The organism is Streptomyces sp. NPDC056231 (assembly GCF_048270745.1).
Taxonomy (GTDB): Bacteria; Actinomycetota; Actinomycetes; order Streptomycetales; family Streptomycetaceae; genus Streptomyces.
Window position 1 is genome coordinate 57027 of sequence record NZ_JBLVKW010000005.1, and the last position, 22986, is coordinate 80012.

The following is a 22986-nucleotide window of genomic DNA, read 5'->3' on the forward strand; positions in this document are numbered from 1 at the left end:
GGGGAGTTCAGGCCCGGTCGCGCTCAACTCTGCGCAGCCGTTCCCGCTCCTTCTCCGAGAGTCCGCCCCAGACACCGAACCGTTCGTCGTTGTCGAGGGCGTACTCCAGGCAGGCCACCCGGCCCTCGCAGGCGTTGCACAGCTGCTTCGCCTCACGTGTGGAGCTGCCGGGGGCAGGGAAGAAGAACTCTGGTCCCGCTTGCGCGCAGAGCGCCGTCTCCTGCCAGGCGAGTGCGGGGTCGGTCACGGTGTTGATCAGCATGGCGCACACAGTGCCCGGTCGCGATAAACGACTGCTCAACGCCGCATCAATGCGGCGCCGTACGCCCTCCGGTCAGCTTTCCGACGTGTCCGAGCTCTTGATCACGGCGAACTGCGCCCCGTACGGATCGGCGACGTTGGCGAACTTGCCCACGCCTTCCATGTCCATCGGCTCCAGCGTCAGCTTGCCGCCCAGCCGCTCGACGTCCGCGACCGTGGCGTCGCAGTCTTCGACCTCGAAGTACGGCAGCCAGTGCGGTCCCAGAACGCCCTGCGTCGCGACGGCGTCGAGAGGTACGAGCCCGCCGAAGTCGGCGCGCTCGCCTCCACCCTTGGTGCGGATCAGAGTGTAGGACCCACCGCCGCCTGGGTACGCCACCTGTTGGGTCTCCCACCCGAAGACCATCCCGTAGAACGCGGCGGCCGCGGGCACGTCCGGGGTGTACAGCTCGGTCCAGCAGAGCGAGCCCGGCGCGCCCACCGCACCCAGGCCGGTGTTCTTCTTCGGCTGCCAGGTCCCGAAGTATGCGCCGCCCCGGTCCGTGAAGCCGCCCATCCGACCGAAGTCGAGGACATCCATCGGCTGGAAGGGCACCGCGCCGCCGGCCTGCTCGACCGCCTTGGCGGTGGCATCGACATCGGGCGTCTGGAAGTAGACCGACCAGGACGGCTTCGCCTGCTCCGGCGTGACGGTCATGGCGCCCGCGACCGATTTCCCGTCCAACATGAACATCCCGTACCCGCCGGTCTCGGGACCGCCGGGAACGAAGTCCCAGCCGAAGACGCCCTGGTAAAAGGTGGTGGCCCGGTCGAGGTCGGGCGTGCCGAGATCGAGCCAGTTGGGAGATCCGGTGACAAAACCGGTCGTGAGCATGGTGCGCTCCTTCAGCGAGTCCCGCGTGAGCACTGCAGGGGTTTCTCCTGACCATCCGAGTCTTGCACCGGGCACTGACAACCGCAGACTGCGCAACGTGGGAAACCGCTGGAGGTCCTGCTGCTCTCCCCGGCCTCAACGGCCCATGGCACGATATGTCTCACTCGGGCAGCTGCCGGGCAAGGCGGCAGCGGGGCTGCGCGGACAGAGGTACGTACATGACAGAGGCCGGGGAGACCGGTACCGGGGCGAGGGACTCCGGGGCGCCGACGGGGAAGGCAGCCCGGGAACTGATCGCAGAAGCCGAACGGCTGCTCGACGCGGCGCGTGCCGTGCTGGCCGACCACACCCGCGCGACCGACGCCATACACGCCGCTCTCACCCCGATCCTCGATGCCCTGATACACCGCGAGCTGGCCGCGATCCCGGTCTCCCGACTCAAGGACGTCACCGAGGGCCGGCTGCGCCTCGGCGCGGTCGAGCAGGCCGGCTACACGACGGTCGGTCAGGTCCATGAGGCCAATCGGTACGAGCTCCGCCAGATCCCCGGTGTCGGTGTGCAGACCGCCGATCAGGCACTCGCCGCCGCGGGCCAGATCGCGCACGCGGTCCGGGACACGGTCGCCGTCCGGATCGACGTGCAGGCGCCGGACGAGTCCACGACCGCCCTGGTCACGGCGTTGCACCGACTGGTCGAGGCCGGTCCGGACGTCCGGCGGGCCGTGGACGCGGCCCGGCGGCTCGTCAGGCGGCTGGAGCCGCTGCTCACCGAGGCGGGACCGGCCCGCGGGCGGTTGCGCATGCTGTTCACCCGGCGGCAGGCCCGTACGGCGGCGCTCACCGCCGTCGCCTCGGTCCGGACCGTGGTCACGGAGGCGACGGAGCACGGGCTTCCGCTGCTGTTCGGGCAGGCGTCGGTCGATCTGCTGCGGGACCCGGAGTCGGACCTCGCGGCGTGGGTCGACTTCGAGCTGCGGTCCGCCGAGTACTACAGCCTGCTCGCCGAGATGTCAGGCACGCGGCCCGACCGGGACGCCGCCGAGGGGTTCCTTCCGTCGGGGATCGCCGAACGGGTGCGCAGGCTGCGGCTCGACGATGCGCATCTGCGGGTCTCCTTGCGGGGCTACCAGTCGTTCGGCGCCCGCTTCGCGCTCGCGCAGAAGCGGGTGATCCTCGGCGATGAAATGGGGCTCGGGAAGACCGTGCAGGCGATCGCCGCGCTCGCGCACCTCTCGGCACGGGGCGAGACGCACTTCCTCGTGGTCTGCCCGGCGAGCGTGCTGATCAACTGGGCGCGGGAGCTCCGGGCCCGGTCCACTCTGCGGGTGCTGCCGGTGCACGGCCCCGAGCGGCAGGAGGCGTTCGCCGACTGGCGCGAACGCGGCGGGGTCGCCCTCACCACCTTCGACGCCCTGCACACCCTCCCGGCCGCCCGGGACGGCGGGAAGCGGCCCGGCATGCTGGTCGTCGACGAGGCGCACTACGTCAAGAACCCCGCCACGCGTCGCTCGCGCGCGGTCTCCGGCTGGGCGGGACGCACCGAACGGGTGCTGTTCCTGACCGGTACACCGATGGAGAACCGGGTCGAGGAGTTCCGCAGCCTGGTCCGCCATCTCCAGCCCGAACTGGCACCGTCGATCAGGACCACCCACGGGGCCGCCGGCTCGCACGCCTTCCGCCGCGCCGTCGCGCCCGCCTATCTCCGGCGCAACCAGGAGGACGTGCTGACCGAACTTCCCGCGCTGGTGCAGGTCGACGAGTGGGAAGAGTTCAGCGAGGCGGATCTCGACGCCTACCGGGAGGCAGTCGCCGCCGGACAGTTCATGCGGATGCGCCGGGCCGCGTACGCCCGCCCGGAGACCTCCGCGAAGCTGAACCGGCTGCGCGAGCTGGTCACGGAGGCCGCCGGCAATGGGCTCAAGGTCGTCGTGTTCTCCTACTTCCACGAGGTGCTCACCACGGTCCGGGAGGCCCTGGGCAACGGGGTGTTCGGGCCGGTCTCCGGCAATGTCCCGGCCGCCCGGCGGCAGGGGCTGATCGACGAGTTCAGCACGGTGGACGGCCACGCCGTCCTGCTGAGCCAGATCCAGGCCGGGGGCGTCGGGCTGAACATGCAGGCCGCCTCGGTTGTCATCCTCTGCGAGCCGCAGATCAAGCCGACGATGGAGCACCAGGCCGTGGCCCGCGCCCACCGAATGGGGCAGATACGCACGGTCCAGGTGCACCGGCTGCTCGCGACGGACAGCGTCGATCAGCGGATGCTGGACATCCTGGCCCGCAAGGAGCGACTGTTCGACGCGTACGCGCGGCGCAGCGACGTCGCCGAGACGACGCCGGACGCCGTGGACGTGTCGGACGGGAGCCTGGCCAGGCGCGTCGTCGAGGAGGAACAGCTGCGCCTGGCGACGGGGCCGTCCGAACCCTGACCGGATTCTGTCGGCCTCGATCCGTCGGCCTCAGGTCTTGTCGGTCATCGCCTTGTCGTTCATCGGCGGGTCGGCCTTCATGTCATGCATGGCATGGGGGTCGTAGCCCGGGACCGTGCCGTCCGCCTTGGCGACCAGCAGCAGTCCGGCCATACCCATGTCGGCGTGGCTCTGGACATGGCAGTGGTACATCCAGGCACCCGCGCCCACGTTTTCGCCCGCGATGACCTGGAAGCCGAAGGAGTCCGCCGGGCCGACGATCTTCGTGTCGATGACGCGGCTGGGATCGTCGGGCCCGGTGAGCAGCCCGGTGCGGTTGTCCGCCCAGCGGTGACCGTGGATGTGGAACGTGTGGTAATAATCGCCGTGCGTGATCATGACGACTTCGAGCCGGTCGCCCACGGTGACCTCGAAGTTGGGGCTCTCATGGGCCGCTCTGTTGTTGATCGTCATGTTGTTGAAAACAATCGTGATGGTCTTGTCCGGCAGGATGTCGCCCTTGCGCCGGACGACCACGGGGCCGTACAGACCCTGGCGGATGCCGCCCGTGCCGTGGTCCGTCCCGACGACATGGTCGTGGTAGTGCCAGTAGCCCGCGCTGCCGGGCCGCCATGTGCCGTCCTTCCGGCGGCCCGGCGCGTGGGTGCGCCAGGTGTACGTACGCGTGCCGCCCGGCTCGACGATGCTGTTGTTCATCCGGGTGCCGTCGCTCGCGATGTCGTAGTCGACGCCGTGCACGTGCAGGCCGGCCGCCACATCCATCGTGTTCTCGAACTCGATGTGCAGGGTGTCGCCCTCGTTGATCTCGATGAGCGGTCCGGGGACCGAAGCCTTGCCCTTCTCGAGGCCGTAACCCATCTGCCCGTCCGCCAATTTCTCGGCGTACAGCTTGAGATGACGGATCACGCCTGCCGCTGGGGCGGTCCGCGGCGGGGGCTCCGCCGAGTTGGCCTCGCCCGATCCGAACGACAACGATGTCACACCGGTCGCCGCCGCGACCCCGCTGCCCACCAGGAACCGGCGGTTGAAGCTCCTTCGATCCATTTCGAACTCCCCACAGCTAGACGGGTGTTTACGGAGACTCTCGGAGACCGTCGGGGCACAGATGGCTCCCGGGGCGGGCCATAGCGCAGCCCGGGGATCTTCGTTTATTCACACTAAAGAAAAAGCTCGCGCCCCTGCCGCCACAGCTACTGGCGAGTCGCGAAAAGAGTTCTGGTTCGTCGGCTGTTGCAGTGACTCCATGCTGTTGCAGTGCCCAACGAGGGGTGGGTGACCACATGCAGCGCAGACCGCACCCGCCGCGGTGAACGAGGTCGGCACGCACTGACGTGGTCTCGTGCCGCGACATCCGGATCAAGGAGCTGTAACCGCTCGACGAAGGTCAGGAGGCCGTGGCCGCATGCTGAGGCATGTGGTCACGGCCTCCGGGATGCCGGTGGCGCCATACCCAGAACACCGTGCAGGAGACCAGCGACCAGCCGGCGAGCACCAGGTACGGGAAGATCCGCTGGTGCCCCTGGTAGTAGACGGCGGCGTGCTGGGCGTTGACCGAAGCGCCTGGGGGAAGCCAGCGGCCGATGAAGCCCAGTACAGACGGCAGCAGCGGCCAGGACACCGCACCGCCGGAGGACGGGTTGCCGAGCAGCACCATCAGTCCCCAGGTGGGAATCATCGCCCAGCGCCCCATCAGGGTGTTGAACATGGTGAAGACCATGCCCGTGGTGAACATCGTGAAGGTGAGGATCATCCACGACTGGACGAACGGCAGATCGACGGAGCCGAGCAGCCAGTCCACCACGGCGGCGATCGCGAAACCGCCGAGCAGCGCGTACGCCACGGTGAAACCGATCCGCTCCAGCGGGTTCAGCCCTTTGGCATGCACGCTCAGCTGGATGGCGCCGACGAAGCCGATGACCACCGCGGCGAGCGAGATGTAGAAGAGAGCGAGGCCGCGCGGATCGCCCCGCTGCAGGGGCTTCACGTCCGTGACCTTGACCGGCACATGGACCGCTTGCCCCACCTTCAGCGCGGAATCGGCGAGCAGTTCGGAGACCGAGGCCCCGGACGCGCTCGCGACATCCATGGCGACCCCGCCGTCTGCGGACCGCAGGACGGCAAAGACCTTCTGCTCCTCCAGCGCGGTGCGGGCCTCGGCTTCGGTGGCGTACTCGTGCATCACCAGCGAGGCGTCGAGCGCGGCCTCCAGCCGGGCGAGGAAGACCTGGTCGCGCGGAGTTCCGAGTCCGCCGACCGCGGCGGCCGGGATGTTGCGCGGGGTCGGATTGGCCATCGCATACGTGTAGGAGCCGGCAAAGAGACCAGCCGCCGCCGCGATGATGAACATCAGCACGACGGCGGGCAGATACGGGGACTCCCTGAACACCGCCCACCGGCTGTCACCACGGGTCCGGCGGCGGGCGTGTTCCCCGTGCGGTGCGACGGGCTCCAGATCGGGCGCGCTCACGCCTCCGCGTCCTCGTCGCGCCGGGCGCGGCTCGGCTGGACCCGCTTGGGTTCGCCGGGCATCTTCGGATACTCCGGCGGGTAGGGCATGTCGCCGAGCCCGCGCTCCCGCTCGTCCCGGTCCGCCAGTTCCAGCAGCCCGTCGAGCCGGAAGGCGTGGTCGTCCATGTCCGCGTGCACGTCGCCGACCTCCGCGTACCGCTTCGGCATGGTGCGGATGTCGAAGTCCTGCGGCTCGGCGTCGTCGATCTCGTCCCAGCGCAGCGGTGCGGACACCGGCGCGTGGGGGCGGGGCCGCACGGAGTAGGCGGAGGCGATCGTCCGGTCGCGGGCGGTCTGGTTGAAATCGACGAAGATGCGTTCGCCGCGCTCCTCCTTCCACCACGCGGTGGTCACCCGGTCCGGCATCCGGCGTTCGAGTTCGCGGCCGGCCGCGATGGCCGCACGCCGGACCTCGGTGAAGGTCCAGCGGGGTTCGACGGGGACGAAGACATGGATGCCGCGGTCACCGGAGGTCTTGGGCCAGCCGCGCAGACCGTGGTCGTCGAGGACGGCGCGCAGCTCATGGGCGGCGGTGACCGCGTCGGCGTAGTCCGTGCCCGGCTGCGGGTCGAGGTCGATGCGGAGCTCGTCCGGGTGGTCGGTGTCGGCTCGCCGCACCGGCCACGGGTGAAAGGTGAGCGTGCCGAGGTTGGCCGCCCACAGGACGACGGCGAGTTCGGTGGGGCAGATCTCGTCGGCCGGCCGGCCGCTGGGAAAAGCGACGCGGGCGGTGGCAATCCAGTCGGGGAGGTTCTTCGGGGCGCGCTTCTGGTAGAAGAAGTCGCCGTCAACACCGTCGACGAAGCGCTGGAGTGTGGTCGGCCGGTCGCGCAGGGCGCGCGTGATCCCGGCGCCCACGGCGAGGAAGTACTCGGCGACGTCCCTCTTCGTGTAGCCCTTCTCCGGGAAGTACACCTTGTCAGGGTTGGACAGCCGTACTGCCCGTCCGTCTGCATCCAGCTCCACCGCTGCGCCCATGGGGGCCACGGTAAGCCGGGCTCCCATATGCCGCATATCGGGAGCAGCATCGAGGTATCCGAGCAAGAATCGGCCCATGGACCTGCCGGTGATGCCACCCGTGAAACCGATGCTCGCCAAGTCCGTGTCCCGGATCCCGCCGGGCATGCAGTACGAGGCCAAATGGGACGGCTTCCGGGCGATCGTGCACCGCGACGGCGACGAGGTGGTGATCGGCAGCCGCACCGGCAAGCCGCTCACCCGGTACTTCCCGGAGCTGGTCACGGCGGTCCGGGAGAATCTGCCGCCGCGCTGTGTGATCGACGGCGAGATCGTCGTCGCGTACGACGGGAAACTGGATTTCGACCGGCTCAGCGAACGTATCCATCCGGCCGATTCACGGGTGCGGCTGCTCGCCGAGCAGACCCCGGCCAGTCTGGTCGCCTTCGACATCCTCGCGGTGGGCGACGACTCGCTGCTCTCCACCCGGCAGGCGGACCGCCGAGCCGTCCTGGAAGCGGCGCTGTCCGGTGCCTCGGCCCCCGTCCATCTCGCCCCCGCGACCACCGACCCGGCGGTCGCCCAGGAGTGGTTCGAACGGTACGAGGGTGCCGGGCTCGACGGTGTCGTCGCCAAGCCGCTGGATCTGCCGTACCGCCCGGACGTCCGCGTCATGTACAAGATCAAGCACGAGCGGACCGCCGACTGTGTGGTGGCGGGATACCGCTTCCACAAGAGCGGCCCGGTCGTCGGCTCGATGCTGCTCGGCCTGTACGACTCCGAAGGCGTCCTGCAGCACGTCGGAGTCTGCGCGGCGTTCTCGATGAAGCGACGCGAGGAGCTGGTCGCCGAGCTGGACCCGTTGCGGACGGAGTTCGCCGACCATCCGTGGGCGACGTGGGCGGATGCCGCCGCCCACGAGACCGCCCGGCTGCCCGGCACACCGAGCCGCTGGTCCGGGAAGAAGGACCAGTCATGGGTGGCGCTGCGTCCGGAGCGGGTGTGCGAAGTCGGTTACGACCACATGGAGGGCGACCGTTTCCGGCACACGGCCCAGTTTCGCCGGTGGCGGCCCGACCGCACCCCCGGGAGCTGTACCTACGCGCAGCTGGAAGAAGTGGTGCAGTACGACTTGGCCGAGGTGCTGTCAGCCCGCTGATGTCGCGCCCGACGGGGTGGCGCAGGGGTCGTCGCCCCAGGGCGTGTTTCGAAAGTCCCGCCCGCCGGGCGGCGCGCTCGTCGCCGACTCCGCGCAGATCCCCGGCGAGCTGCTCGTCCTGATGTCCATCGGGGCGTGTACGGATAGGGTGCCCGCCCGGCACCCTATCCTTCGTCGGCGCGGCCGTCCGCGTCGTCGGGGTCGTCGGGGTCGTCGGACGTCAGCCACTGGTCGGTGACCGGGTGGTCCGACATGGCTGCCACTATGTCGGCGAGCCGCCCGCAGAGCCGATTGATCTCGGCGTGGGTGCGGTTCCGCTCGGTGATGACCGCCGCGAGCAGCAGCGCGGTCAGTGCCGTGGCGCCGTTGAAGGCCTGGAGCGTGACCATATTGATGATGAGCTCCTTGTGGGCGAACGGACCGGCCCCGCGAGTGGCGGCCAGAATCGCCAGCATGGAGACTCCGAGCGCACACGACGCGGCGCCGGCGCGTTCGAATCGAAACGCGGCCCAGATGACGAACGGGAAGACGAGGAAGAGCAGGGAGGCGCTGCTGCCCGTCACCAGGAACGTGACCACAAGGGTGCCGAGGAACAGAGCCGCCGCTTCGGCCCACCGCCGGAGTGCCACACCGTGTGGCCACCGTGCCTCGCGAAGGACGAGCAGAAACGGTGCGACGACCAGCACGCCCATGGCGTCGCCCGTCCACCACACCGACCACGTGGACCAGAAATCTCCTGCAGTCACGGCGTCGGAGAACACCAGCGCACTGCTGCCCACTGTCGCACTGATGAGCGTCCCGCCCAAGGCGCCGATGAAGACCAGCGCCAGCGCGTCGCGCAGCCGGTCCAGATCATTGTGGAACCCGGCGCGCCGCAGCATCAGGTAGGAGCAGACCGATGCGAGCGTGTTTCCCACGGCGATGAGCAGAACGGAGAGAGCCGTCGGTCCGATGGGCAAGTTCACCAGAAAGGCCCCGATCGCAATGCCCGGCCAGACGCGGAGCCCGAAGACGAGCAGACCGGCCAGGGCAATGCCGGTAGCGGGCCAGAGCGGCGTGACCTGTCCGCGCACCAGTTGTTCGAGGAGACCCAGCCGGGCAGCCCCGTAGTAGGCGGCTGCAACAGCGAGGACCAGGAGAGTCGAGGCGCCCTTGCGCCGAAGCTCCGGATTGGTCACCACGGCAGTCATCAGACACCACCTGGAAAGGCTCTACCGGCCGGCACGGGCCGGGAGCCACCTCGGTCGTTGCAGCGCGGAGCCGACGGCGCGGGCCATGACTACCCCGCGCCGGGCAGGCCGGCATATCGGACGACGAGGACTGCGGCATCGTCGCAGTGGCCCGTCAGATCGGCCACCTTCACCACTTCACGAGCCAGGTCGTCGGGATCGCCGTCGTAACCATTGCAGACCAGCCGTACCACCTCCTCCAGCCCTTTCTCGATCGGGCAGGCCGGTCCTTCCACCACCCCATCGGTGACCATGACCAACGATCCCGGCTCCGTCAGCCATCGTCGCGTCACCGGATATACCTCCCCGGGGATGATGCCGAGAGGCGGACCGCCACTGTCGAGGATGATGCCGGAGTGGCCGGCGGACGTGGCCCAGACCATCGGGATGTGACCGGCGCGGGATATGGCGAGCGCGCCGCTGAGCGGGTCGAAGGTCAAAAAGCAGCAGGTCGCGAAGAGGCCGCAGCCCATGGAAATGAGCAGATCATTTGCGCGGCTCAGTACCTCGCCCGGATCGGTCGTGGCGCAGGCGAGGGCTCTCAGGCTGGTGCGGGCCTGACCCATGAAGGCAATGGCTTCCACGTCGTGACCCTGCGCGTCACCGATGGCGATCCCGACCGCCCCGTTCGTCATCAGAAAGGCGTCGTACCAGTCGCCCCCGACATCGAGACCGTCATTCGAAGGGGTGTAACGGGCCGCGATGGCCAGGTGCGGCAGTTGCGGAAGCTGGGGCGGGAGCAGATGGCGCTGCAATGCTTCGGCCAGTTCCGCACGCGCCCGCTGGATCCTGAGCCGCTCCAGCGCCTGGTCGACAAGACGCCCGAGGGTGAGCAGGGCGTCCTGGGAACTGTCGGCATGAGTGGTGCGGTGTCGGCGCATGGCCCCTCCGGGGGCGTTCCTACATGACCCGTATACCACCTTAGACCGACCGGCACATGGGGGGGGTGGGGAAGGAGCGGGGCTGGGTGCGTGCGGCTGCAAGGCGGAGGAGGGAGGCAACGCGGAGCGTTGCTGACCGACGACAACACCGCAGATGCGCGCACCCAGCCCCGCGACGCCGCCTCCCGAGCGGTGAACAGCGGGTCCAGGTCTTCGCCGCCTGTTCCGCCGCCTGTTCCGCCGCCGGAGAACGGAGCAATGGGCGTTGCCGGTGATGGCGCGGTGTCCCGCCTCCATGACGTCGATGAGGACGTGACCGGCATCCAGGTAGGCCACCAGGTCTGCCTCATCCGGCTCGCCGACGGGTCGGACGGCATCGCGTATCGATCCGTTCGGCCGGCCGGAGCGGTTGTCCAGTTCGTCGTAGAAGCAGCAATCCCAGCGCTGCGTCTCCTTCGATGACGAGCCATGCCATCCCGCTGGTACACGCGGGTGCGGCCGCATTGATCACCAGCGTGTGAAGACCAACGATCACGCGGTGGCCACAGGTCACAGCGTGGACGCTGTCCACTCGCAGGGGACCGTCCGCCGCGCGGCGCTGCACGTACCTCACGCGAAGTCAACTTACTTACGCGTAAGGAGAAATACCCGGTCACTCTCAAACGGTTGCCAGACGGAGACGTTCTCCGTGAGAAACCCGGAACTGCTTCCCGTTACATAAGGAGGAGTCGACCGCCCACCCGGCGGCCGTGGAACACCACCTCCTGTGTCAACCATCCGAGAGGGAAACCCCGATGACCGCCTCGCACCTCCTCGTTCCCGTGCCGATCCCGGACCGGGTCGCCGAACTGATCGGGTCCTGCATCCCGCCGCACATCGTGCAGGCAGAGTTCGACGCCGAGTGCGCCGCCCGCGAGGTCCGCAGGTTCCGCGGCCCGCGGCTCTGTATCGAGGACCAGGCGGACCGTGAGCAGGCCCTGTCCCAACTGGCACAGGCCAACAAGGTCCTGGCCGCCCACCATCCCCGTCTGGCGGTGCGTCCCGGAAACTCCTGGTGACTCACCCGCATCCGACCCGAAGGTCGCTGCCCTTTGCGCCTCCGAACAAGATGCCGTTGGGGGTGGCCAGGTGAGACGCGAAACCCTACGATCACGTGTGACCGGCGCACTGGGGGGCGACGTCGGCCACACCGTCACGGCGAATACCGCGTCGACGGCGTCTACACCCTCGCTATCAGCCCCACCGGGTACAGGACGCTGAACATGTTCCACGGGTCCACGGACGACATCTGTTCGCGCATCGGCTGACGGTCGCTCCGGCAGCCGGAAGCCGGGGTGAACGGGACCGGAAGTGAATTCAAGCCCCGGGCAAAGACGCCCTGCCGTGGGGGCGGCGGCGAAGGCGGACGGGAGAATGTCGGGCAGTGGCGACCCGTGCGACACCTGTGGAGCAAAGGTCAGGATGCTCCAATGTGGTGAACGGGCAACGCCATCAAGATTATTGATCCGCTGTCCACCCCCACGTCCCCTGGGAGAACCTCATGCCTGCCGATCCGCGCCCGTCCGTCCTCTTCGTCACCGACCTCGCATACCAGGCGCGCGGCCGCCGCTACTGCGACGAGGACATCTTTCTCACCTCTCGGCTGCGTGAGGAATTCGATGTCGCGCTCTGTCATCCGCGCGACGCGGCCGCGCTGCTCGACGGATTCGACGCCGTCGTCGTCCGCAACAGCGGTCCGGTGCTGCACTATCAGGAGGCGTACGACGCGTTCTGCGCCCGCGCCCGCGAGCGGAAGGTGCCGGTGTACAACCCGCTGACCGGGCGCGGTGACATGGCGGGCAAGCAGTATCTGGTCGATCTGTGCGCCGCGGAGTATCCGGTGATCGCGACCGTGGACCGGGCGGGCGATCTGGGGCTGCTGCCCGGTGCGGCAGAGTATGTGATCAAGCCGAAGCTGGGCGCGGACTCGGTCGGGCTGCGCTTCGTCACGCCGGACGAGCTCGCTGCCGAGGTGGGCGCCGAGCCGGACGGCACCGTGCTCGTCCAGCCGAGGATCGACTTCCGCTACGAGGTGTCCTTCTTCTTCATCGACCGCGACTTCCAGTACGCGCTCTACGCACCGCACCCCGAGCAGCGCTGGGTGCTGGAACCGTACGAGCCGACTGCGGCGGATCTGGACTTCGCCCGCCGGTTCGTGGAGTGGAACGACCTCGCACACGGCATCCAGCGCATCGACGCGTGCCGCACGGCGGACGGTGAGCTGCTGCTCGTCGAGCTGGAGGACCTCAATCCGTATCTCTCGCTGGACCGGGTGACGGACGAGGTGCGCGAGGCGTTCGTGGCCCGGATGAAGACGTCGGTACGGGCGCTGCTGCGCTGACCCGTCCGGCCGGCCCCCGCGTGGGGGCCGGCCGGCCCGTCTCCGGCGCCGGACGCCGACTTGGCGCTGCCCGGCCGGCACGGTGCGTCACGCAAGGCGTCCGCCCCGTAGCCATCGCACCTCGACAGGTGCGTTGCCGGTGCGTTACTGGTGGGTAATCGTCGTACTGACGTCGGGATGCGGACCGGCCCGGTCCGGAAGGTCCCCGGGCAACGCTTCCCCATGAGCCGGCGCAGGCGCCGGCCCTCCCTGCCGGGCAGGGAGGGCCGCCCGCTCAATCAGCCAGCCTGCCAGGGCCGCCAGCGCGTCACGGGCGATTCCATGGCCGACCTGGTCACGCCGGGCGATCGCAGATGCCCCCGACTCGACGGTCAGGTAGCGCCATGTCCGGTCGAGCAGTTCACGGGGAATGACCTGGTCGTGATCGCCTTGTGCGACGAAGACGGGCACTCCGGCGAGCTGTGCGGCATCGGTGGGCACCCCTGCCTCGAACGGCACCGTTCCGTACAGAATCGCCGCACCGGCGAACCGCGCGGGATCATCCAGCAAAAGGCCTCCCGCGAAGGCGGCTCCGCCGCTGAAGCCGACGAGAATGACCGGGCGGCCCGGCGGGGCGATGCCGTCGAGCCACAGCCGGAACCAGTCCATGGTGGCCCGCAGTGACTCCGCGACAGGGCGGCCGATGCCACGGTTGGCAAACCAGGCGAAGCCGCCGTGTTCAGCGATAGGGGCGCGGACCGCCGCGTAGGAAAAACCATGAGGCAGAGCGTCCGCCAGCCCGATGATCTCGGTCTCACGCGAGCCGCGGCCGTGCAACAGAACGACCAGCGGCCCCTCCGCGTCTCCTCGGGTCACCACAACAGGCGTGTCGAAACGGCTCACGACGCGCCTCCCGTGTGAGTGCCGTGGGTCGGTGTCGCAGGAGTAGCGCTCACGGGTGCTGTCCCTTCAGGCGGTGGGGCCGAGCAGTGCCCGGCCGGGCTGCCGCGGCAAGTAGTTGTCGGCGGTGAGTGAGAGGGGGAAAAGACCGGCTCGTGGCCGTGGTCCGTGTCCTGGGCCTACAAGGCCGCGCGTCCGGGCAGCCCGCGCTCGACGACGAAGCCGAGGACGTTGCCGGCGGAGACCAGAGCGAACAACAGCGGTCAGTTGCGGATGAGCAGCACGAGCGCAGCGATCACGGCGCCAAGCACCAAGGCCGCGACACCGTACACAAGGCGATGGGCCCGCAGCCCAGGAAGAAAACGGTCGACGGCGAACCTGCCCGGCCCCGTGAGGGCCAGTGCGGCCGCACCTGCGGACAGCAGGAGTTCATACTCGACACCTGTCGGGGCGAAGAAGCCCCCGCCCCACTTGACCGCGAGCGCGTTGATCATTGTGCCGAGCACGGCAGCGCCCGCGAGCGGCGTGAGCAGTCCGAGCACAAGGCCGAGTCCGCCGAGGACTTCACTGAGTCCGGCAATCAGCGCCATGGTTTCGCCGGAAGGGTAGCCACTCGTGGTGAAGAACTGACCAAAGCCCTCAAGCCCGCCGCCACCGAACCAGCCGAAGAGTTTCTGCGCACCGTGGGCCGCCACTGTCAGACCGAGGACCAGGCGCAGGATCAGCAGCCCCACGTCGTAGGCGTACGGAGAGGGGCCCTCCGTGCGGGCACCGGAAGAGGGGGTGGTGTGCAGGGTGGAGGTCATTTTTTCACGTGCCCTTCCGCAGGGAGTAGAAGTTGAATATTCAAGCGTTACGAGGAAGCTTACCTGTTGCGTGAAACTTCAAGCAACTGCAATTGCGGGCAGGGGGATGCCTCATCACGGATGGCGCCGGTTCAGGCACCGTCGGTAGCATCGCCCCCCGCCCGACAGTGAGGGGACGGGGCGGGGGCCGCAGTTTCCGCCGGCGTTTGCCGGTACCGGAGTCGGGAGGGTCGTACGACGAGGACGACTGGTGCCGTAATCCGCCCACGATCGCCGGCACCTCCTCGACGTGCCTCTTCCTCGCCGGTCAGGAACTGGCCGGCCTGTCGGTCGCGGACCACCCGTGCGCCTCCGCGGCCACCGACGGCCGGTATGTGGGACGGCTCTTCGCCGGGCCCGCCGCGCCGGCCTCCGAGCGCTGTGCGGGATCGGCCTCGGCCGCTGTGGGCGGCGCTGTGGCTGCCGCTGCGCGGGCGGCGCAATCCGCTGACGAGGGCCTGGCAGTCGGTGGTGCCGGCACTCGCACCGGGGGCCGCGGGCGGTGTCGGCGCGCTGATGGCGCTGATCGCGCCGCGGCCCGAAGCGGTGGTGCGGGGCTTCGCGATGGTGGCTCGCCGTGCCCCGCCCCGGCTGGATACCCCGCCCTCGCGCCCCGTCGCCCAGCGCTTCCCCAACCGGAACCTCGTAACCATCCAGGTTCGACGTTCATCAGACCGACGGCAATTGCCGCTCGGTCGGAGCCGCCTGTTTCTTGTCAACGCGCTGGGCGGTGTCCGTTCACCGCGCGGACTTGGTCCACGGTGGCGTCGGTCCCGTCCTCGCGAGGGGCCGGGCGGACCGCGTCGAGCGCGGTCCAGGAACTGCACCCCGGCTCACAGAGCACCCGACGCGCCACCCACCGCCCGCTGAGACGACAGTGGAAATACCGGTGGAAAGAGTTCGTCCACCGTGCGCCGACGATAGTCGCGCTCCGGGTAGGCCGCGCGCATCACATCGAACAGCTGCTGACCGGCTCGCCTCAGCGCGGTGAGATCGACACCGGGGAGCGAACCGTTGCGCATGACCACCTTGCCCGCGACCATCGTCAGGACTGCATCGCGGGCAGTGCCGTTGAGCACCAGGGTGCGCAGCGGATCCTCCGTGACACCCATGCGGAAGTCGTCCAGGGCGAACGCCGCCAGGTCGGCGGTGGCCCCCGCGGCCAGACGCCCGAGGTCCCGGCGGTGCAGCGCGGTCGCCCCACCGGTCCAGAGCGCCTCGAAGTAGCCGGAGAGATGGCCCTGGCCCAGGTCGCCGGCCTGGAGCTTGGCGACCTGGGTGCCCACGTCGATTCCCCGGATCAGGTCGGGCGGGAAGGAGTCCGTGCCCAGACACAGGTTCACCCCCTGTGCCCGGTAGCCGGCGAACGTGTGCAGATGGTGGGCATACCGGGCGTTGGTCAGCGGGCAATGCACGATCGAGACACCGGCGTCGGCCAGCGTCGCAACGTCCCCGGTGTCCCTGCCGAGCACTTCGGGATGCACATCCAGCACCACCCCATGCGGAACGATCAGCCGGTCGGACAACAGCCCGGAGTCGGCCATCAGCTGCAGCGGGGTACGCCCGTAGGTGTGTTGGATGTACTCGCGCTCCGCGAGGCCTTGCAGGGCGTGCAGGCGCACCAACGCGCCGCGCTGGTGCGCGGCCTCGGCGACGTCGCGGAGCAGGTCGGGGGTCAGAGTCTCGATCCGGCACGGGAGCAGCACCCCGGTCACCAGAGGATCGGCGAGCTGCGCGGTGTGGTCCAGGAACCGCAGCGCGTCGGCCAGACCCTGGCGGCCTGCCTCCTCGTCGAACTTCACGGTGCGCTTGCCGTCGACGCCGATCACGTTGACCCCGGAGCGGAACGACGGCCCGAGGAAGGCGCGCAGCCCCAGTCGCGTGGACACCTCGGCCATGGCCACGAAGTCCTCGTAGGTCTCCGCCCAATCGCTGTGCACCTCGGAGGCGATCGGCATGTAACTGGTGATGCCGTGCAGGGCGAGCTGGACCAGCGCGTACTCGCGCACCGTGCGCCGTTGCGCGGCGTCGAACACCGCCCGGGGCGCGGCGAAGTACTCCGTCGACCAGGTGAAGCCGGCGGCCGACTCCGGGGACGCCCAGGAGTCCAGGATCAGGTGGTCGATGTCGGTGAGGGCGTCCAGGTCGATGAGGCCGGGGGTGACCACCGCGTCACCGAGGTCGATGCGTTCGTCGGCCTGGTGCCGGTCGAGTTCGGCGCGCTCACCCACATCGACGATGGTGTCGCCGTCGATCAGCACGGCGCCGTCCGGGATCTCCACGTGCGAGCGTCCGTCGTGGGCGATCACCCAGGAAGCGGTCACCAGGGTCTTCATCGGCACCCCTTTCATATTTGGTAAACCAAATTAGCGAACTGACTGCCGGTGACCCGAGTAGGGGTCGCCGCACCCTCCATCGAAGGGCCCGTCAACTGCAGCTCGCACCCTCATTTGCGCGACCATAACCTCTCCATGACATGGGAAGTGAAGCGACTGACGGTCCACCCGTGCGGGGATGCACCCGATGCCGCAGCACCCTAGTGGAAACCGCGATTATTGGTATACCGTTCCGGCCACCCACACCCCCGAGCACCGAAGGACCGACGTGCCGGATCCGCATGAGTCGCCGAGTCGGACGCGCCCCGCCGGCGTGCCGGAGCCCTCCGACGGGCAGGTGGCCACCCTGTCGTCACCGGATTCCGCGGCCACAACAGCCGAGCGCAGAACCGCCGAGGAGATCGCCACCGCGCGGTCGCTGCTGGGCACGGCGTGGCTTCGGATTCGCCGCAGTCGAATCGCCATCGCCGCGCTGATCGTGGTGGCTCTGATGGTGCTGTTCGCAATCCTGGCCCCGGTGTTGGTGGCCATCGAGGGATCGGATCCGTTCACCGCCCGGACCGGGCCGGACTTCCTGGACGACTTCTCCACGCCGGGCCTGCCGCTGTCGTACTACCGATTCCCGTCCGGCGAGCACTGGCTCGGTCTCGAACCAGGGCTCGGTCGCGACATCTTCGCCCGCATGGCCTACGGCGCAAGGATCTCTCTGACCATCGCGCTGCTGTCCACGGTGGTGTCGGTGGTACTGGGCACCGTGCTCGGCGCCGCCGCCGGATACTTCGGCGGCAAGGTCGACATGGTGATCAGCCGAGTGATGGATCTGTTCCTGGCCTTCCCGCACCTGCTGTTGGTACTGTCGCTGACCCCGATCATGCAGTCCCGGCTGCGTGGCACCGTGTTCGATTCGGGCAGCCTGGTGCCGATCGCCTCACTGGTGATCATTCTCGGATTCTTCGGCTGGGCGTACCTGGCCAGAGTCGTACGCGGCCAGGTGCTCTCGATCCGGCAGCAGGAATTCGTCGAGGCCGCCCAGGCCTACGGGGCCTCGCATCGGAGCATCGTCTTCAGGCAGATCATCCCGAACGTCATGGGGGTCGTGCTGGTCTACGCGACCATGATGATCCCTACCAACATCACCGCAGAGGCGGCCCTGTCGTTCCTCGGTGTCGGGGTCAAGGACCCCACGCCCTCCTGGGGCCAGATGCTCAACGCGGCCCAGTCGGGGAACTGGTACCTCTCCGACCCGTGGTTCCTGGCCGTCCCGGCCGGCGCACTGGTGATCACCGTGCTCGCCTTCAATCTGCTCGGCGACGCGGTCCGGGACGCGCTGGACCCCAAGTCCTCCCGAAGCTGATCCACCCTGCCGTGCCATCCCTTTCCCGTCCGCAAGGAGACGCAGTGAAACGAAGCACCATGACGGCGCTCGCCCTGACGGTCAGTGCCGGGCTGGCCCTGACCGCCTGCGGCGGCGCCAAGCCGGCCCCTGGTTCCGGCTCCGGCTCCAAGGCCGACGCCTACGCGCCGGTGACGGTCGGGAAGGGCTACGCCACCAAGGGCGGGAACATCAACGTCCTGATGTCCTCGGACTTCCAGACGCTGGACCCCGGCAACAGCAACTACGTGCAGACCGCCAACGTCGGCCAGCTTTACTACCGCACACTGACCATGGCCAAGGAGACGGCCGGCCGGCCGCCGACCATCGTGCCGGATCTGGCCACTGACCTGGGCAAGCCCTCCGCCGACGGCCTCACCTGGACCTACACCCTCAAGAAGGGGTTGAAGTTCGAGGACGGCACGCCCATCACCAGCGAGGCCATCAAGTACGGGGTCGAGCGCACCTACGCCCGCGATGTCTTCACCCAGGCACCGCAGGAACTGAACTCCGCCCTGGCCGACGACGGGTACAAGGGGCCTTACTCCGGCGGCGACTTCAAGGCGATCGAAACCCCCGACGACCAGACCGTCGTCTTCCACCTCAAGCAGCCGTTCGCCGAGTTCCCCGCGCTGGTTTCGCGGTCGAACACGGCGCCGGTGCCACAGGCCGCAGACACCAAGCTCGACTACACCAACCACCCGGTCTCGTCGGGCCCGTACAAGATCAAGTCGTACGACCGCGGCCGATCGATGAAGCTGGTCCGCAACGACCAGTGGGACCGGGCCACGGATCCGAACCGGCCCGCCCTGCCGGACACGTTCACCTTCACCCTGTCCACCGCCCAGGCCACCATCAGCCAGCAACTGCTCGCCGACTCGGATCCGACGGCGATCACACTGGACGGCAACGGTGGCCTGCAGGCGTCCGACGCGGCCAAGCTCAACGATCCCAAGGTCAAGGCGCGCACCGCAGCCGGACTGCTGGGCTGCACGGACGTGCTGAACTTCAACACCGAGACGATCAAGGATCCTCAGGTGCGCAAGGCGATGGCGCTGTCCATCGACCGCAGCGCCGTCCAGGTGCAGTACGGCGGCGCACGGTTCGGCAAGCTGGCCCAGTCGTACATCAACCCGGCCCAGCGTGGATACGTCGAGCAACACACCGACCTGGACCCGACGGGCAAGCCGAAGCCGGACGAGGCCAAGAAGCTCCTGGAAGGCAAGAACGTCCCCAAGAAGCTGGTGTACGGCTACGCGGACACCAACGCCCGGTACAAGAACGTCGGCACCGTGCTGCAGCAGAACTTCAAGGCGCTCGGTATCGACCTGCAGCTGCGCCCGATCCCGGCCGCCAACTACTACACCGTGCTGGCCGGTGACCAGATGCCGGACATCGCCCGCAGCGGCTGGTGCGGCGGCGCGGACAGCGGTTCGGTGCGCACCACCATCGACCCGAACGTGGGGCCGAGTCTGGACGGGAAGACCTACGGCTTCTCCAACATCCCGCGGTACCACGACCCGAAGATCTCCGGCGCCATGTACAAGCTGCGTGGCACCAACGGGTCCAGCGAGGAATTGGGCAAGAAGTGGGCCACCCTCTTCGACCAGGCCATGCAGGCCTACCCGCTGGTTCCGTTGGTGCGCAGCTACACCAGCAGCGTGGTCGGCTCCAAGGTCCGCAACGCGCAGATGGGTTACTTCTTCGGCGCCATAGACCTGTCGATCGTCGGCGCCGAGCACTGACGCTCGCGGCACAAGAGAGGTGGAACGGTGAGTTCATCCCGAGCCGGCAGGTCGCGCCCGTGACCGGTTTCCTGACGCGGCGGTTCGTCGCGACGATCGTGCTCCTGCTTGTCATCAGTTTCGTGACGTTCAGTCTGTTCCAGTTCGGCCCGGCGGACCCGGCCGCGGCGGCCTGCGGTCAGGAGTGCACTCCGCAACGCATCGCCGAGGCCCGGGTCGCGCTCGGGATGGACAAACCGTTCCTCACCCAGTACCTCACCTACATGTCGGGACTGCTGGGCAGTCACATGGTGGGCGCGCCGGGCGCCGAAACCCTGTGTTCCTGGCCGTGTCTGGGCAAGTCGTTCCAGACCAACGAGGATGTCACCACGATCATCGCGCGGGCCCTGCCGTACACGCTGTCGGTGGCCGGCGGTGCGATCGTGCTGTGGACCATCGCCGGCGTCGGGTTGGGCCTGCTCGCGGCGCTGCGCAAGGGCCGGTTCACCGACAGGCTGATCGTCGGCGCAGCCTCGGTCGGGGTCTCCCTCCCCATTCCGGTGACCGGCCTGTTGCTGCTGCTGTTGTTCGTCAGCACGCTGAACCTTTTGCCGTTCACCACCAACGAGATCACCTCACCGTTCGGCGCCGCGGGTCCGGGCGGCTGGTTCCTGAACTACCTGCTGCCCTGGGTGGCGTTGGCCGTGCTGTTCAGCGCGCAGTACATCCGGGTCACCCGCAGCAACATGCTGGAGACCTTCGGCGAGGACTTCATGCGCACCGCGCGCTCGAAGGGCCTGTCCCGGCGGCAGATCGTCTTCAAGCACGGTGCGCGGGCCGGCATCACCCCGGTGGTCACCATGCTCGGGCTGGACATCGGCGGCCTGTTGGGCGGTGCCGTGCTCACTGAGCAGATCTTCTCGGTGCCGGGTGTCGGATTCACCGCTGTGCACGCCGCGCAGGCCGGTGACCTGCCGGTCACCATGGCCATCACCATGATGGCCGCGTTCTTCATCATCGTCGCCAACGTCCTGGTCGACATGGTCTACGCGGTGATCGACCCGCGAGTGAGGGTCGCCTGATGACCACGCCCGAAGCCGCGCCCTTCCTCGCCATCCGCGACCTGCGGGTGAGCTTCCCGACCGACGACGGCGTAGTGCACGCGGTCAACGGCATGGACCTGACCCTGGCGCCCGGGGAAACCGTCGGAATCGTCGGCGAATCCGGCTCCGGCAAGACCGTCACGAGCCAAGCGCTAATGGGACTGCTCAAGGACACCTCGGCCACCGTCACCGGGCAGATCCTTCTGGACGGCCAGGATCTCAACGCGCTCACCGAGGCGCAGATGCGTGCCTACCGAGGCAAGAAGGTCGCGATGATCTTCCAGGACCCACTGTCGGCGATGCACCCGTTCTACCCGGTCGGGGTACAGATCGCCGAGGCCTACCGGGTGCACAACGACGTGTCCAAGAAGGCCGCGGCGCAGGTCGCCGTCGATATGCTCGGCCGGGTCGGGATTCCCGACCCGAGCCGCCGTTACTCGGCGTACCCGCACGAGTTCTCGGGAGGCATGCGGCAGCGCGCGATGATCGCCATGGCGCTGGTCTGCGAGCCCGAGCTGCTGCTCGCCGACGAACCGACCACCGCACTGGACGTCACCGTGCAGGCCCAGATCCTCGATCTGCTGGGCGAACTGCAGCAGGAGACCGGGACCTCGGTGATCCTGGTGACCCACGACCTCGGTGTGGTCGCCGAGGTCTGTCACCGGGTCGTGGTGATGTACGGCGGGGAGTGCGTGGAGCAGGCGACCGTCGCCGATCTGTTCACCGACCCGCGACACCCCTACACCCAGGGACTGCTGGCTTCGATGCCGTCACTGGCAAGGCGGTCCGGGCGGCTCAACCCGATCCCGGGCTTCCCGCCGTCGCTGTCGGCGCTGCCCGACGGCTGCCTGTTCGCGGACCGCTGCCCGAAAGCACACCTGGTGCCGGACAACGCCTGTGGTACGCGCCGGCCGACGCTGACCGGACCCGACGGGCACCCGTCGCGGTGCCACCTGACGACCCTGGAACCGGCCCAAGAGGTGGTCCGATGACGCCGCTGCTGCAGGTCACCGATCTGACCAAGCACTTCTCGAGCCGCTCCGGCGCCTTCCGGTCCGCCGGCGGCTTGATCAAAGCCGTGGACGGGGTCAGCTTCTCGGTCGAGGCCGGGCAGACCCTCGGACTGGTGGGGGAGTCCGGGTGCGGCAAGTCGACCACCGGCCGACTCCTCATGCGGCTGCTGGAGCCCACCTCCGGGAGCATCCGGCTCGACGGCCGGGAGATCTCCGAACTGCGCCGCTCGGACCTCCAGGAGTACCGACGCCGGGTGCAGATGGTGTTCCAGAACCCGTCGTCCTCGCTCAACCCGCGCCAGTCCGTGGGCAGTGCGATCGCCGCACCGCTGCTGGCCCAACGGGTCACGCCGGCCGGCGGCATCAAGGCCAAGGTGCGGGATCTGATGGACCGGGTGGGGCTGCGCCCCGACCACTACAACCGCTTCCCGCACGAGTTCTCCGGCGGCCAGAAGCAACGCGTGGGCATCGCCCGGGCGCTCGCCCTGGACCCGCAGCTGATCATCTGCGACGAACCGGTGTCCGCGCTGGACGTCTCGGTGCAGGCGCAGGTGATCAATCTACTGGAGGACATCCAGCGGGACACCGGGGTGGCATACCTCTTCATCGCCCACGACCTGTCCGTGGTCCAGCACTTCGCCGACCGCATCGCGGTGATGTACCTGGGCCGGATCATGGAACACGGGGACACCGAGGAGGTGTTCGGCGCTCCGAGCCACCCCTACACCCGGGCGCTGCTGTCCGCCGTCCCACAACCGGACCCGGCAGCAGACCGGAGCGGGCGGATCCGGCTGTCCGGAGACCTGCCCAGCCCGGCCGACCCGCCGCGCGGCTGCGTGTTCCGGTCCCGCTGCCCGGTACATCCGCGGCTGGACCCGGAACGCCGGCAGCTGTGCAACGACGCCGTGCCGAGCCGCGGCATCGCCTGCCATCACACGGACGTCGTCGCCGACACACTGGCCACGACGGCCCGATGAGCCGTTCCGCGCGTCCTGTGAACCGCCGAGCCGCGCAAACAGGAAGCCGCACCGTAGTACCA

Annotated in this window: 20 protein-coding genes; 10 read left to right on the forward strand and 10 right to left on the reverse strand. The window is 68.7% G+C overall.

Translation table 11 applies throughout. From position 1 onward, the window contains the following. Positions 1–7 precede the first annotated feature (7 nt). Both ACNPQM_RS06735 and ACNPQM_RS06740 read right to left on the reverse strand, forming a co-directional pair. Positions 8–262, reverse strand: a complete 255-nt coding sequence (locus tag ACNPQM_RS06735; RefSeq protein WP_327243128.1) for a WhiB family transcriptional regulator — start codon at positions 260–262, stop codon at positions 8–10. A 72-nt stretch (positions 263–334) separates the two neighbouring features. Beyond that, a complete protein-coding gene (locus ACNPQM_RS06740) occupies positions 335–1135 on the reverse strand; it encodes a VOC family protein (RefSeq protein WP_418083261.1) in 801 nt (266 codons plus the stop codon). Positions 1136–1353: 218 nt separating this feature from the next. On the opposite strand from ACNPQM_RS06740, the gene ACNPQM_RS06745 reads away from it, so the two are divergent. Further along, a complete protein-coding gene (locus tag ACNPQM_RS06745) occupies positions 1354–3561 on the forward strand; it encodes a DEAD/DEAH box helicase (RefSeq protein ID WP_418083262.1) in 2208 nt (735 codons plus the stop codon). Between the two features lie 30 nt (positions 3562–3591). On the opposite strand, the gene ACNPQM_RS06750 is transcribed toward ACNPQM_RS06745, so the two are convergent. The 3 genes from ACNPQM_RS06750 to ligD all read right to left on the reverse strand — a co-directional run bounded on the left by ACNPQM_RS06750 (position 3592) and on the right by ligD (position 7047). Further along, on the reverse strand, positions 3592–4605 hold the full coding sequence (locus tag ACNPQM_RS06750) for a multicopper oxidase domain-containing protein (protein ID WP_418083263.1): 1014 nt from the start codon (positions 4603–4605) through the stop codon (positions 3592–3594). 340 nt (positions 4606–4945) lie between these two features. Continuing rightward, on the reverse strand, positions 4946–6028 hold the full coding sequence (locus tag ACNPQM_RS06755; RefSeq protein WP_418083264.1) for an ABC transporter permease: 1083 nt from the start codon (positions 6026–6028) through the stop codon (positions 4946–4948). Beyond that, positions 6025–7047 (reverse strand): non-homologous end-joining DNA ligase, encoded by a 1023-nt coding sequence (gene ligD, locus ACNPQM_RS06760; protein ID WP_418083265.1) that lies wholly within the window; start codon positions 7045–7047, stop codon positions 6025–6027. Before ligD ends, ACNPQM_RS06755 begins: the two co-directional genes overlap by 4 nt. 76 nt (positions 7048–7123) lie before the next feature. On the opposite strand from ligD, the gene ACNPQM_RS06765 reads away from it, so the two are divergent. Continuing rightward, positions 7124–8185: an ATP-dependent DNA ligase gene (locus ACNPQM_RS06765; RefSeq protein ID WP_418083266.1), complete on the forward strand. Its 1062-nt coding sequence runs from the start codon at positions 7124–7126 to the stop codon at positions 8183–8185. Between the two features lie 164 nt (positions 8186–8349). On the opposite strand, the gene ACNPQM_RS06770 is transcribed toward ACNPQM_RS06765, so the two are convergent. Next, positions 8350–9375, reverse strand: a complete 1026-nt coding sequence (locus tag ACNPQM_RS06770; RefSeq protein WP_418083267.1) for an MASE1 domain-containing protein — start codon at positions 9373–9375, stop codon at positions 8350–8352. Between the two features lie 89 nt (positions 9376–9464). Next, positions 9465–10295, reverse strand: a complete 831-nt coding sequence (locus ACNPQM_RS06775) for a PP2C family protein-serine/threonine phosphatase (protein WP_358859829.1) — start codon at positions 10293–10295, stop codon at positions 9465–9467. 129 nt (positions 10296–10424) lie between these two features. Between ACNPQM_RS06775 and ACNPQM_RS06780 the strand changes: the two genes are divergently transcribed. The 3 genes from ACNPQM_RS06780 (at position 10425) to ACNPQM_RS06790 (ending at position 12675) form a co-directional block, all read left to right on the forward strand. Beyond that, positions 10425–10757, forward strand: a complete 333-nt coding sequence (locus ACNPQM_RS06780) for a hypothetical protein (protein WP_418083268.1) — start codon at positions 10425–10427, stop codon at positions 10755–10757. Positions 10758–11089: 332 nt separating this feature from the next. After that, positions 11090–11353 carry a hypothetical protein gene (locus ACNPQM_RS06785; protein ID WP_418083269.1) on the forward strand — a complete coding sequence of 88 codons (264 nt, stop codon included), beginning with the start codon at positions 11090–11092 and terminating at the stop codon, positions 11351–11353. Positions 11354–11835: 482 nt separating this feature from the next. Then, positions 11836–12675: a hypothetical protein gene (locus ACNPQM_RS06790; protein ID WP_418083270.1), complete on the forward strand. Its 840-nt coding sequence runs from the start codon at positions 11836–11838 to the stop codon at positions 12673–12675. Between the two features lie 144 nt (positions 12676–12819). Here the strand turns inward: ACNPQM_RS06790 and ACNPQM_RS06795 are convergent, their stop codons facing one another. The 3 genes from ACNPQM_RS06795 to ACNPQM_RS06805 form a co-directional block, all read right to left on the reverse strand. Then, positions 12820–13557 carry an alpha/beta hydrolase gene (locus tag ACNPQM_RS06795; protein ID WP_418083271.1) on the reverse strand — a complete coding sequence of 246 codons (738 nt, stop codon included), beginning with the start codon at positions 13555–13557 and terminating at the stop codon, positions 12820–12822. A gap of 260 nt (positions 13558–13817) precedes the next feature. Next, positions 13818–14360, reverse strand: coding sequence for a DoxX family membrane protein (locus ACNPQM_RS06800; RefSeq protein WP_418083272.1), 543 nt, complete (start codon positions 14358–14360; stop codon positions 13818–13820). 872 nt (positions 14361–15232) lie between these two features. Continuing rightward, the gene (locus ACNPQM_RS06805) at positions 15233–16735 is read right to left on the reverse strand and encodes a chlorohydrolase family protein (protein ID WP_418083273.1); all 1503 of its coding nucleotides are present in this window, start codon (positions 16733–16735) and stop codon (positions 15233–15235) included. A 346-nt stretch (positions 16736–17081) separates the two neighbouring features. Here ACNPQM_RS06805 and ACNPQM_RS06810 point away from each other — a divergent pair, with 346 nt between their 5' ends. The 5 genes from ACNPQM_RS06810 to ACNPQM_RS06830 are packed head-to-tail and all read left to right on the forward strand — an operon-like array spanning position 17082 to position 22924. Beyond that, a complete protein-coding gene (locus ACNPQM_RS06810) occupies positions 17082–18089 on the forward strand; it encodes an ABC transporter permease (RefSeq protein ID WP_418083368.1) in 1008 nt (335 codons plus the stop codon). 44 nt (positions 18090–18133) lie between these two features. Further along, positions 18134–19852 (forward strand): ABC transporter substrate-binding protein, encoded by a 1719-nt coding sequence (locus ACNPQM_RS06815; protein ID WP_418083274.1) that lies wholly within the window; start codon positions 18134–18136, stop codon positions 19850–19852. 59 nt (positions 19853–19911) lie between these two features. Continuing rightward, positions 19912–20913: an ABC transporter permease gene (locus ACNPQM_RS06820; RefSeq protein ID WP_418083275.1), complete on the forward strand. Its 1002-nt coding sequence runs from the start codon at positions 19912–19914 to the stop codon at positions 20911–20913. Further along, positions 20913–21926, forward strand: a complete 1014-nt coding sequence (locus ACNPQM_RS06825; protein ID WP_418083276.1) for an ABC transporter ATP-binding protein — start codon at positions 20913–20915, stop codon at positions 21924–21926. Before ACNPQM_RS06820 ends, ACNPQM_RS06825 begins: the two co-directional genes overlap by 1 nt. After that, the gene (locus ACNPQM_RS06830) at positions 21923–22924 is read left to right on the forward strand and encodes an ABC transporter ATP-binding protein (protein ID WP_418083277.1); all 1002 of its coding nucleotides are present in this window, start codon (positions 21923–21925) and stop codon (positions 22922–22924) included. The genes ACNPQM_RS06825 and ACNPQM_RS06830 overlap by 4 nt, the downstream gene beginning before the upstream one ends. Positions 22925–22986 lie beyond the last annotated feature (62 nt).